The sequence below is a fragment of the Chryseobacterium camelliae genome (assembly GCF_002770595.1).
Taxonomy (GTDB): Bacteria; Bacteroidota; Bacteroidia; order Flavobacteriales; family Weeksellaceae; genus Chryseobacterium; species Chryseobacterium camelliae.
Genome location: NZ_CP022986.1, coordinates 868,779 through 881,344, shown reverse-complemented (window position 1 = coordinate 881,344; position 12,566 = coordinate 868,779). Strand labels below are relative to the sequence as shown.

Here is a 12,566-nt window from a genome sequence, read left to right as displayed (position 1 = left end):
GGTCTTAAACACAAAACAGGCTTCACAAAAATGTAGCCTGTTTTTGATATACTATAGAACTGATTTTTCCAAAATATTCTAAAAATCTTTATTTCTTTTTATCGGTTCGGGTATTGGATGGTTTTGCAGTATTATCCGCAATATTTACCAAGGTAATGTTTTTTTCATTAAGCCGTTCATGAAGCCAGTTTTTAAGCCTGGTAGCGTCGCTATTCCCGGAATACATAAGGGTGAACTGCAGTCTGGCACTGTCTGTTTCGGGATACTGTTCTATTTTGCCATAAGATATATTACGCATTTCGGGATAAAGAATTTTTATTTCTTTCAGGAATGATGAATCGGAAATCCTGTAGGTATCGAGTTGCCGGCGCAGGTTTGAAATGGTTACATCCTTTTCTGAAATATTGGTATCGAACTTATTGATTTCGCTTAAGATCTGGGATTTGATATCAGTATCGTCCTGACGAATGTTCAGTTTAGTGTTAGACAATCCATTATCCGTTAGCATTTTATTATACGAAGCCATCTGCTCCTTATTGAAAGTTTTATTTAAGAAGGCTATATCAATGGTTTTAGGGCTGGCATTGTACGCTATTTTCTTATAGATGATGGTATAGCCGTTATTTTCGAACTCCTTCTGGATAAACTGCTCAGCAGTCTTAGTGAATTTCTTCTCATTATAAAGATTATAGGCCAGATAAAAACTCGGAATGATCATGACCAGAATAAGGATTGAAATCCCGTACCGGATTCGCTTTTCGTATTTGTTATCAATAATCGAGGAAGGATACTTCAGAAATTTCACAACAAAAAAAGTCGCGATACAAATAAAAAAACAATTGATCGTATAGAGGTAAAATGCACCAAAAAAAAATGAAAAATTAAAAGTCGCCAATCCGAAACCTGCCGTACACAGAGGGGGCATCAGGGCCGTAGCGATAGCCACTCCGGGAATCGGATTCCCTTTCTCCACCCTGGTAATAGCAATGACTCCAACCAGGCCTCCAAAAAAGGCAATCATCACATCATAGATATTTGGAGCCGTTCTGGACAAAAGCTCCGATTGCACATCTTTGAAGGGACTTAGGTAGAAGTAGAGAGCTGATACGGCAAGACTTACAAACGTGGCAATCAGAAGACTTTTGATCGATTTTTTAAGGAGCCTGAAATTGTAGGTTCCTAAGGCAAAACCTGCACCTACGATCGGCCCCATTAATGGAGAGATAAGCATAGCGCCGATAATTACAGCGGTAGAGTTTACGTTAAGGCCAATGGATGCAATGATAATGGCACAGGCCAGGATCCATAGGTTGGAACCGCGAAACGAAATGTTTGAGATCACATTCTCCAGGACCTTATCCTTTTTTTCTTCTCCATTATGAAGATTGATGAAATTAAAAATACTGTTTATCATTGATCGGTCTGTTTCGCATTTTTATTAAGAATAATATAGCCCATAATCCCACCGATCAGCGAAGCTGCAAAAATACCGATCTTGGCCTGGGTCTGGTATTCTTCATGCGTGAAGGCAAGGGATGTGACAAACAAAGACATGGTAAAACCGATAGAGGCCAGAAACCCCAGCCCTAGCAGGTTTCTGAAAGTCATTCCTTCCGGTGCATGGGCAATCTTCAGCCTGATGAAAGCATAGCTGAAGCCTACGACGCCCAATACTTTACCGCCGATAAGCCCGAATGCGGTGCCCAGTGCAATATTATTATTAAAAAGACTTTCGAAGTCGATATCCAGTGACACTCCTGCATTGGCAATAGCAAAAATAGGAATAATTAAAAACGATACGGCCGGATGCATGGCATGTTCGAGCCTTTGTAAAGGCGGTGTTGCAGCCAGCGTCGCTTCATTAATCTGCTCCAGAACATGCAGCTGCTCGTTGGTTAAAGTTGGTGTATTTTCGGTAGGATCAATATTCTTGAAGCGTTCCAGGTAAAGCTGTATCTTAGAAATAAATACATTTTCTTTTATCTTCACATCGGCAGGGATAGTAAAAGCAGCCAGCACCGCCGCAATAGTGGCATGAACTCCTGAAAGCAGGAAAGTCGTCCATACGCCGCAGATTCCAAGCAATGCATAAAAAAGAATAGACCGTACGCCGAGCCTGTTGCCCAGATACATGACAGCGAGAATGATCAGTCCAACCATCAGGTACATCATATTGATGTCGTCAGTATAGAAGAATGCGATCACCAATACGGCTCCCAGATCATCTACAATGGCCAGGGCGGTAAGAAATACTTTCAGTGCCAGCGGAATCCGGCTCCCCAGAAGATATAAGACACCCAGCGCAAAGGCGATATCGGTTGCCATAGGGATACCCCAGCCTTTATGCGGTTCACCCGAAGGGTTGAACAAAAGGTAAATAAGGGCAGGTATCAGCATTCCTCCTACTGCTGCAATAATTGGGAGTAAAGCTTTCTTTGGGTTGGACAACTCACCGCCTATAATTTCCCTCTTTAGCTCAAGTCCGACCACGAAAAAAAAGATAGACATCAAACCGTCGTTAATCCAATGGTGGATGTTGTACTCGAAGTAGGTGTTGCCGTTCCACTGGAAGCCGAATGACTGCTCAAGGATTTCGTGATACGTATGTGATAGTGGTGTATTTGCCAGCAACAGGGCAACAATGACACTGATTCCCAATAGCAGCCCGCCTGATTTTTCCTGCTGAATAAACCGCTGGACAGGCTTTACAATTTTATCGATAGGTTTTAGGGTGTCTTTATGATCCATAGCATATTATTTGTAGCACAAATTTATGGATTCTATATGCAATAAGAGAATTATAGCAATCTCCGGGTTAATTATAGTTATTAATTATTTTTTGAAATTTTTCAATCTCAAAAAATAATTTTTATAATATTAAAGCCTGTTAATTAAACTACAAAGAATATGTCTACAAAAAAACTAGGTGAATGGTCTGCTACAGCAATTTGTGGAAATGATATAACATCTTCGTGCCTGTATGTTTCCGCCCTGGCCATTGTAGCAGCCGGTCAATATGCATGGATCGCACTGCTTCTTGTTGCTGCAGTCCTGTATTTATTTCGAAAGATTTATGGGGAAGTGGTTGGCGCCCTTCCGCTAAATGGGGGTGCTTATAATGTTCTGCTAAACACGACCACTAAAAGCAACGCTTCAATAGCTGCATGCTTAACGATACTCTCGTACATGGCAACTGCGGTTATTTCTTCAAGCGAAGCCATGCATTACCTGCATCACATATTTCCTTATTTTAATGTTAATATCGCTACCTTTCTCCTGCTTTTGTTTTTTCTGGGTCTTACGATCCAAGGTATATCCGAAAGTGCGATAGTAGCCCTTATTATATTTATTTTCCATCTGGCGACCATGCTTCTTTTAATAGGATCCTGTATTTACTTTGTCTTTAGTAATGGTATAGATATTCTTCTAGATAATTTTCATTTGCCGGTAAAAAGTGGCAGTATTTTGACGGCGATCTTTTTTGGCTTTTCTGCTGCTATGTTAGGTATTTCAGGCTTTGAGAGTTCTTCCAATTTCGTCGAGGAGCAGAAAAGAGGAATTTTCCCAAAAACCCTACGAAATATGTGGATTGCGGTTTCAATTCTCAACCCTGTAATTGCATTTTTAGTGATCTGTATCATTCCAATATCATCAGTAGAGGCACATCAAAACTCATTTTTAAGTTATGTTGGAACACTGACTGGGGGTAAATGGCTGGCAACCCTTATTTCCATCAATGCCGTTTCGGTACTCAGCGGAGCGGTTCTAACTTCTTTTGTAGGAGTGAACGGTCTTATCAAGAGAATGACCCTCGATAGAATTCTTCCTAATTACTTCCTGAAAGAAAACAAAAGGGGAAGTACTTACAGGATTCTTATTCTATTCTTTCTTTTATGCTGTTCAGTGCTTTTGGTTACAAGAGGGCAACTGGCTCCATTGGCGGCAGTATATGCCTTATCCTTCTTGACTGTTATGGCATCTTTTGCCGTTGGTAATATTCTTTTAAAATTACGGCGGTCTCGTCTTCCCAGGCCTGATTACGCCAGTCCTGGCACTGTAATAATCGCACTTCTTGCCATCATTATTGCTCTCTATGGAACTGTCAAAACTAAACCGCAGTATCTTGTTACGTTTCTTCAGTATTTCGTTCCTTCTGTACTGATCATCCTGGCCATGCTGATGAGAAAGGACATTATGCATTTTATTATTAATGCACTACAGTCTGTATCAAAAAGTTATAAAAAATATACCCTTACAAGGCAAAGGACTTTAAACCGGAGCCTTACCCGTTTATATCAGCAAAATTTTATATTCTTTTCCAAGGGAGATGATATAGCGACCCTTAACAAGGTAATGATGTATTTGCACGAAAATGAAGTCACCAATAAAATTAAAATAGTTAGCGTTTTGGATAAGCACCAACAACCGGATCCGAAATTTCTGGCAGATTTCGATACCCTGGACAGAGCTTATCCTGATGTGGATATGGAGTATATTATTCTGGTAGGAAAGTTTACCCCTGAACTCGTTGATGATTTAAGTAAAAAATGGAATATTCCCAAAAATTTTATGTTTATCAGCAGTCCAGGCGAAAAATTCAGTTATAGAGTGGACGAGTTGGGTGGAGTTCGATTGATATTATAAGAGCTAACCCAAGTTGTAAGTTGAATAAAGAAATGACTAGATATTAAATGATAAGTAACAACTAATCTTAATCAAAAATTCCTTTTTCATGAATTTGAAGAAGAAATTTACACTTAATAATATAATTATAAATCATTTAGAAAAAATAAGCGATGGCGACTATTAGTATTATGGCCCAAGTCATAGATGAAAATTTCAAGAGAAACTATTTCTTATATTAGTCTCAAAAAAAGATTATTAACCATATGATAAAGCCTTTAACAACAGTGTTCTTATTTCTATTTTTAATAAACTGAATAAAGTTTCAATACGAATAAACCCACTGCAAAAGCGGCGGGTTTATTCGTATTGATCACGGATTACAAACTTAATGAGATGTGCTTTCCTTCTGTACTACTGCTCTTTGTTTAAAAATTCTTGCCCTACTAATATTACCTGTATATATAATAAGAAAAATGGTTAATAGTACTATCAGAAAGAAGTATAAATAATATTTTTTATTATAATCTGTATATTTATTAAAATCATTAAATTCTTCTTTAGCTAAATAATAAGCTATCACAAAGCCAAGTGTTACGCAAATAACAACATAAGTATTGCCAGATAAGGAGGTATAGTTAACATCATGATACTGAAGGATTAAATTACAAATATTTATAAATAGAAGAGAGGATGTAACAATAAATACTGCAAATGTAGAAAACTTAGTTAAAAACTTTCCTCCTTTTTCTGTTTTATCATAATATATATAAATATGATAAAATAATAATCTTATAAATCTGATCATGCTAAAATACTGATTTGCAATCATTAAATTTCCTCTGATAAATTGCTATTCAACCAAAATATACTAGTGATGCAGCTGCTCCCCAAGGTCCAAGAAATCCAATAACTCCCATTACTGCATCAGCCGTTGCTCTTATACCAGTTATATTACCTTGTTGATGTTGGCAGGCTGTATTTATCAAAACAGCATCAACAGCATTAGCTAATAAATTAAGCCCTTTTGATGTAATAAATATTGATTCTATTTGTACTTTAGCTAAAACTAATCAATTCTACTTAATTTAAAAACTATAATCATGACCAAACTTAAAATTATTTTTTTATTACTTTTAGTAATATCTTCTGACATTATTGCTCAATCCGATAGTGAGCGTATTACGCAGTTAGAAATTCAGTTGAAGAAAATTGGAAAAAAAAGATTATGATTCTATTTCAACAACCATTTTTGAGGCTACTGAAAATTTCCCACTATTAATCAAAGATTACGAAATTTTAGATACAAAATCTGATTTTACTGATTTATTTACCAAACTTACAGAAGCTGCAAATCCTAACAATGAACTCATTTTAGGTAAATCGTATACGACATTTATTAAAGAAGAGGCGAGTAATCTTTTATTGAAAGACTTAAATGGCGAAACAAAAAATGGTTTCTTGAGTATTTTAAATAAAATAATATCTAATCCAATTGTAGGTTCCATAATTAATTCAAATCCGGTCGGATCGTTAGTTACACAAGTTATTAATTCAGCATCAAACTTTGTAAGTCAAAAAATAGATGGGTGCAATTTATGCGAGAAAACATTAAAGTATACTGAATCAATCAAACAAGATAGGATAAAGGAATTTTCAAATAAAATTCAACCATTTGTAGTTTATTATGATAAAATACTAGCTGCAGACAGGTCAGTTTCACAAAAGTTAGAAGTTTACAAAGTCATTTTAAAAGAGAATAGAAAAGAGGCTTCAGAAAAGAATATTAAATTAAGATCAACTATTTTAAATCCAACCAAACCAGGAGTTAGTTTAACAATTCAAGTAAACAGTTTACTAAATGTAAATAATAGTAATTACAGAGATATTATTGATAATGATCAAGTGAAAAAAGCATATGAACTTTCAAAAACATATAAATTTTATAAAAATACTTTTAGTAGATATAATCAGGAATTTTCAAAAATATTTTCAGTTTATTTAAATTTATACTATCAAGCTTTGTCAGATCTAAAAAGTTATGCGTCAGCAAATAATTATGATAGCACTAGAATTGAAGAACTACAGTCAATGATAAAAATATTCATTAATAAGCATGCAACTGTCAACTTAAGTACTGAAATTACTAATCCTGGTCAAAATAAAATAAAAAGTATTAAAATAAAATTATAATATAGAAATCTTAAAAAAGAGATAAAATTTAATATGTACTACAACGAGAAAACAATAATTAATACAATATAAATTACTATCCTAAGTATATTTGCAAGTTACTGATAATTAGTCTCACAAAACAATAAATAAAGACTGATATTGATTAAAAAATTCCTTTTTCATGAATTTGAAAAAAGAATTTACACTTATAATATAATTATAAAATCACTTAGTGAAAGTAATTAATGGCGATTATTAATATTATGACCCAGGTCATAACTAAATTAAAAGAAACTATTTCTTATTTTAGTCTCAAAAAACGATAATAAGTAACTATGACCTCCAAATTAAAAACTAGAATATGACAGAAGCAATTTTTGGATTAATCGGAGTATTTGTCGGATCTGGAATTGCATGGTTTCAGTCTTACTGGTTGGACAAAAGGACAGCAAATAAAAATGCTAAATATCTAGCGATACGAATAGTATGCATACTTGACAAATATCTTGAAGACTGTGTTTCAGTTGTAAAAGATGATGGACTTTCATATGGCCAAAGAACAATTGAAGGATATCTGGAACCACAAGTTAAAGCTCCAGGACCTCCAGTTTATCCAGAAGATGTTGACTGGAAAAGTATACATCATGAGTTAATGTTTCAACTTCTCTCTTTTCCTTCAGAAGTCACAGATGGAGAAAGAGTTATTAAGGCAGCCCTAGAAATAACAGGTCCTCCAAACTTTGAGGAGTGGTTTGAAGAAAGAAGATTTTATTATAGTCAATTTGGATTAATGGCGTATAAATTATCTGATGATCTTTGTGAAAAATATGGGATCAGAAAAAAGATATATAACGATTGGGATCCAATTGAAGACTTAAAACATGAACTTGATAAAGTTAATGTTAAACGAAAGCTAAGAATTGAGAAGTATAGAAAAAATAGCATATAATCTCAAAAAACCATGGTTATTGATTTTATTTCTGATGGTTTTTTTCCTGTATGTTTCTTGATAAAATTAGTAAAATTTGCTTCATTGCTGAACCCTAGATCATATGAAATTTCAGAGATCGTCTGATTTGAGGATTCTAAAGCTTTTATACATTCGCTTGTAATTTTTTCAATCACAACTTGCTTTGCTGTCTTTCCTAAGATATATTCTGTCATCTCTGTCAGTTTCCTTGATGATACATGAAGCTGACCCGCATAGTATGACACTTTTTTTTCTATCTTAAAGCACCTCTGCAGAAGAACCTTAAATCTGTTTACATAATAAAGATAATCAAACTTTACATCTTTATTGATTTCAGTACTATTCGCATACAAAAATGCATCAAGAATAAGGCTTTCTATCGCATTGTGGGCAGCGGAAATATAAAGGCTTTCATCCACGAGCTGAAAATGTTTCATACGCTTAATAAACAGAACTTTTTTTTCTTCAGGATTATTGAATGGAGCAACAAAGATATCAGAACTGTAGTTGAAAAAAGATTGGAATTCAAAAATAAACTATCTTTTGAGGATCGCTCATAGAAGCTTGACGAAAATGAAATGACATAGATTTGATCTCCTATTGATTCCCTAAAGAAAACCTTTTTTTCAGGACCTATAAAAATGATATGGTGAGGCTTGATCTGGTAAGGGATATCTTCCACCTCCATCGTAAGGTCTTCCATAACGATATAAATACAAAAGTAATCTAAAGTATTGAATTTTCTTATACCGCTATTCTTCTGTACAAGCTTCTGCAGTGTACTGACGCTAAATCCTATAAGTTTCAGCTCATCTGTTACTATATACATATACAATTATGAGTGTATCATTTTCTTATAAAGAGAATAACGCTATTCTGTAAAGCTACGTTGGCAGTTTTCACTTTTATCTGGAATCCTCCTGTACTGTACATATCATAAAGCTGTTGCGGTATAGGTTACGGTTTGCGTATACGTTCCGGCCGGTTTCCCTAAGATATCGGAAGATGATGATTTCGCCGCTGGAATGGTATAGTCAAGGTTCAGGGTCAATGCGCTTCCCAGCGGAGCATTGGAGACTAAAGTCTGGTCCGTTGCAGATAAAACCACCGCGCTTTTTGTACCACCCATAGTTCCGGAAGCGGAAGCGGCTTTGATGGTCAGGACATTGACAGGGATCAGGTTGGTTCCGTTGACGAAGCTTGCCCCTCCTGCTTTTACCTTAACATTAAAGTTCTTCGTTGAAGTCACTTTTAAAGAATTGGCTTTGGTAATCGTCTGGTCAGAGTTGTAGTCTGCTGCAGTGGCATAGTTGAAGTCAACCGTATTCCCGATGGCTGTACTTCCTGCATCGATAGAGATGACATCGTTCAGGGTAATGTTTACGGTTGTGGTTCCAGTCGTATTCTGAGCCTGAATAGTATTCGTTCCTAATATGAAAGCTGTGATAGTTAAGGCTGCGATGGAGATTTGTTTTATCATGATCGTATTATTTATTCTTGATTAATTGTTCTCTTCTGAACAATACAAATCTACGGCGGCAGTAAAAGTTTCTTTGTAGTGGAATATGGAAGTTGATGTAGTAAAATAACTACATGTATTCGTTAATAGAAAAGCCCTCAACACTTAGAAAGTGTTGAGGGCGTATATAAATTGCTGTTATTTCTATTTTAAAGCTGTCGTACTATAAATTACCATTTGCATATAATTTTTCTTTATATTTTCAGAAAAATATTTAAATAGATTCAATGAAATAATCTCAGAAAATCATTAACAGCTATTATTCTCGCCTGTTTTAATTTTTGATCGCATGGGTCATAACAGAGGTAATGGGATCGTATCGTCGGCGATTCATGAGGTCCACCTTTCAGCAGGATTTTTTCTAAAGATAAAAGCTTCAGGATAAATCCGTAATTGTAGCTCTTAGCAGAATATTGGCCTGTTGCCTTTGCTGCATCGGTCTGGCCGTGTGAGGTTCAGAGAGATGGTTATAATCCCTTTCAGAATACCCTTACAGCGTGAAACACACATGTTGAAATTAAGATTCAGGCAAGATGTTTTCAAAGAATTTCACGATATTTTTTTTCAGTTTCCCGAAAATTGAAGAAGTTCCAAATTCTTTATTGTCATACCCGATAGGAAATCCTTGTTCCACATACTGGTTGTTTTTTGCCATCGTCAGGTTTTGAAAGGAGGCGTTAACGATTCCTTTTTCATCCGTGTGGATATCCAGGTATTTTATCGTGGCATTTTTAGAAAAATCCAGCTTGCTGATATCGATGGTCTTTACCTCTTTTTTAAGGTCGGATCTGAAGTACAGGTTCATGTTTTTCGTATCAATAACGGTCTGCCATTCACCCGGGTGTATGGAATTCAAAATATTCCAGGCATAATCAACGGGTTTTTGATCATACGTGTAATTCTTCAGCATGTAATAGGCCCGGTTATAACGGTCTTCCCAGTTTTTGTTCTGATCCGGATCAAACTTTATATTTCCGCCCAGGAAATCAAACTTTTTGGCAGCAGCCAGATCCTTTTGGTATTGATTATTGCACAGCAAAGGCATGGGCATTTCCTTATGGGTAAGTACGGTATATTTCCCGTTCAATAAGGCAATCGTTGCAGCATTTCCTTTTGCATCGGTCAGGAAAAAGTGACTTCCGGCCGCGTTGGGCCACCAGTCTATATTGGGTCCGTCATTCAGATGATCCACCACTTCTTTTACCGTTTTGTAATGATCCAACTGATACTGGATCCATTGTGCCCAGAACATATCGGGCTGTTTGGGATGGTAAACTCTGGTTGTTTCTTCCAGGTATAATTCGACCAGAAAGAGGCCTTTCTCGTTGACACCATAGCAGGGGAAATCATATCCTAAGAGATTAAAGGTAACGGAACCGAATTTTGAGGTCCATTGTTTATCGGCTTGTGTCTGATCAGTGGTCAGATTCTGCCAGCTGATATTCCTTTTCAGCACATCACGTTTGTTGATCACGATCATTCCCGGCATTGTTTTCCAGTTTTCATTGAAACCAACGACATTATACTCTTTTCCGGTCAGTAAAAAAGCGGAGCAGGCTTTACTCTGGACTGAACAGGCGATAGAGAAAATTACGGCAAGGCGAAAAAAGAGAAATTTCATAAGGAATGATTTTATAGATTGATGATGAACAAACGCAGCAAGGAATTCACCTACACTCCATTTTGTGATTGAATGATATGATTTGATTTTTTTCAGAAACTTCTGATTCAGGGATGTTTTTATGATGTCCTTTTTTGAATCATACAAACATTCTGAAGATCAATTGCTTGATATCTGAAGCAAATGTACAGCAATCGGACAGATAAAGTCAATGGTTATTTTTAACCAAAAAGTAAAAAATATGTGAGCAATCTTGCCGCAGCCTCTCCTGATGCCGGATATCACAAGTCTCAGAATCAGGTTTGCAAAGAAAATGCATAGGATGGTTTTTAAGGTTTAATAATATCTATTTTTATCTGTACGATTAATAATTATCTAATTTTTAAATGATGATTTTATTCCTGCAATAATGCGCTTTCTATGGATAAATCCCCAATCCGCTATTACATTTGTCAAATCCTTAAGTGATTGTCCATAGTCCGTTATTGTATACTCTACGGAAACAGGTGCTGTGCTTTGTACGTTACGCATAATCAACTCATTTGCTTCCAAATCTTTCAGCTCTCTGCTAAGCATTTTTCCAGAAATACCCTTAACCTCTTTCAGTAATTCGGAATACCGCATTGGTTTATAACACAGACATGCAATAATAGACATCTTCCATTTTCCATTTAAAATTTCCATGGTATCGCTGATAGCCAAAATTTTTTGGCTGCAATCTTTTACTAAATCAAATTCTTGTTCCATATTGTTCACCTGGTTACCCGATTGTCACTATATCTTTTTGTCACTTAGTTACAAATATACACATCCAAACGATAACTTTGCCGATCTAATTTTAAATAATAAAAAATGGATCTAATCAAAAATTTGCACTGGCGTTACGCGGTTAAAAAATACTCAGATGAGTCAGTCAGCGAGGATAAAATTGACCAGATAATTGAAGCCATAAATCTAACTGCCTCTTCCTGCGGAATACAGCCTTATCGACTGTTTGTAATAGCCAATTCTGAAGTAAGACAAAAATTAGGGGAGGGATCTTTCAACTCACAGATTTATGCTTCTTCTCACTTATTAGTTTTTGCCGGATTCAATACAATAACCAATGATTACATTAGTACCTACGTAGAGATGATGGAGCGGCAACGAAATTTGGAAGAAGGGGCACTTGACATTCTGAAAAATACCCTAATAAGCCATTTCTCTCTGCAAACCCCTGAACAAAATGCAATCTGGTCAAGTAAACAGGCATATATCGGTCTGGGAACAGCGTTGATTGCCGCTGCTGAACTCAAAGTGGATGCCACTCCCATGGAAGGTTTTAATCCGAAATTATTTGATGAAGTTTTAGGCCTGTCTGAAAAGGGTCTTCATGCATCAGTCATTATTTCGTTAGGTTATAGGGACAAAGAAAATGATTACCTGGCATCAGTTCCAAAAGCTCGTTTGCCCATCAATGAATTTTCGATTAAAATATACTAACTTAAGAATCTAAAGTCTTAAAAACAGAAGAGGCTGTCTCAAAAGTGAGTCAGTCTCTGTCGAGAATTCAAAGGATTTTTGACGGAGTGGTTTATTGGTCATGGATAAAAGATTATAACAGGCCGCAAAGTTTTGACATATGAGAATCTAAGCAGCCAGCTTTGAGAACAGAAAGA

11 protein-coding genes are annotated in these 12,566 nt (G+C 35.9%); 5 read left to right on the top strand and 6 right to left on the bottom strand.

Annotation, left to right across the window (positions count from 1 at the left end; genetic code table 11):
* Nucleotides 1-88: 88 nt before the first annotated feature.
* The gene (locus CGB83_RS04045; RefSeq protein WP_100074645.1) at nucleotides 89-1,414 is read right to left on the bottom strand and encodes a DUF389 domain-containing protein; all 1,326 of its coding nucleotides are present in this window, start codon (nucleotides 1,412-1,414) and stop codon (nucleotides 89-91) included.
* Nucleotides 1,411-2,748, bottom strand: a complete 1,338-nt coding sequence (gene nhaA / locus CGB83_RS04040) for a Na+/H+ antiporter NhaA (protein WP_100074644.1) — start codon at nucleotides 2,746-2,748, stop codon at nucleotides 1,411-1,413. Before nhaA ends, CGB83_RS04045 begins: the two co-directional genes overlap by 4 nt.
* Before the next feature lie 159 nt (nucleotides 2,749-2,907).
* On the opposite strand from nhaA, the gene CGB83_RS04035 reads away from it, so the two are divergent.
* From CGB83_RS04035 to CGB83_RS04020, 4 genes are all read left to right on the top strand, one after another.
* Nucleotides 2,908-4,644: an APC family permease gene (locus CGB83_RS04035; protein WP_100074643.1), complete on the top strand. Its 1,737-nt coding sequence runs from the start codon at nucleotides 2,908-2,910 to the stop codon at nucleotides 4,642-4,644.
* Between the two features lie 1,082 nt (nucleotides 4,645-5,726).
* Nucleotides 5,727-5,855, top strand: a complete 129-nt coding sequence (locus CGB83_RS20565; protein ID WP_257790668.1) for a hypothetical protein — start codon at nucleotides 5,727-5,729, stop codon at nucleotides 5,853-5,855.
* A complete protein-coding gene (locus CGB83_RS04025) occupies nucleotides 5,836-6,816 on the top strand; it encodes a hypothetical protein (RefSeq protein WP_100074641.1) in 981 nt (326 codons plus the stop codon). The genes CGB83_RS20565 and CGB83_RS04025 overlap by 20 nt, the downstream gene beginning before the upstream one ends.
* 343 nt (nucleotides 6,817-7,159) lie before the next feature.
* Nucleotides 7,160-7,747 (top strand): hypothetical protein, encoded by a 588-nt coding sequence (locus CGB83_RS04020; RefSeq protein ID WP_100074640.1) that lies wholly within the window; start codon nucleotides 7,160-7,162, stop codon nucleotides 7,745-7,747.
* A gap of 2 nt (nucleotides 7,748-7,749) precedes the next feature.
* Here CGB83_RS04020 and CGB83_RS04015 read toward each other — a convergent pair whose 3' ends face one another.
* From CGB83_RS04015 to CGB83_RS03995, 4 genes are all read right to left on the bottom strand, one after another.
* On the bottom strand, nucleotides 7,750-8,205 hold the full coding sequence (locus tag CGB83_RS04015; RefSeq protein WP_100074639.1) for a helix-turn-helix domain-containing protein: 456 nt from the start codon (nucleotides 8,203-8,205) through the stop codon (nucleotides 7,750-7,752).
* A gap of 497 nt (nucleotides 8,206-8,702) precedes the next feature.
* The gene (locus CGB83_RS04005) at nucleotides 8,703-9,248 is read right to left on the bottom strand and encodes a peptidoglycan-binding protein LysM (protein ID WP_100074637.1); all 546 of its coding nucleotides are present in this window, start codon (nucleotides 9,246-9,248) and stop codon (nucleotides 8,703-8,705) included.
* Nucleotides 9,249-9,804: 556 nt separating this feature from the next.
* Complete coding sequence (locus CGB83_RS04000; RefSeq protein WP_157761299.1) at nucleotides 9,805-10,908, bottom strand: linear amide C-N hydrolase; 1,104 nt, start codon at nucleotides 10,906-10,908, stop codon at nucleotides 9,805-9,807.
* A 375-nt stretch (nucleotides 10,909-11,283) separates the two neighbouring features.
* Complete coding sequence (locus tag CGB83_RS03995) at nucleotides 11,284-11,655, bottom strand: winged helix-turn-helix transcriptional regulator (protein ID WP_100074635.1); 372 nt, start codon at nucleotides 11,653-11,655, stop codon at nucleotides 11,284-11,286.
* A 105-nt stretch (nucleotides 11,656-11,760) separates the two neighbouring features.
* Here CGB83_RS03995 and CGB83_RS03990 point away from each other — a divergent pair, with 105 nt between their 5' ends.
* The gene (locus tag CGB83_RS03990; RefSeq protein WP_100074634.1) at nucleotides 11,761-12,390 is read left to right on the top strand and encodes a nitroreductase family protein; all 630 of its coding nucleotides are present in this window, start codon (nucleotides 11,761-11,763) and stop codon (nucleotides 12,388-12,390) included.
* Nucleotides 12,391-12,566: the final 176 nt, after the last annotated feature.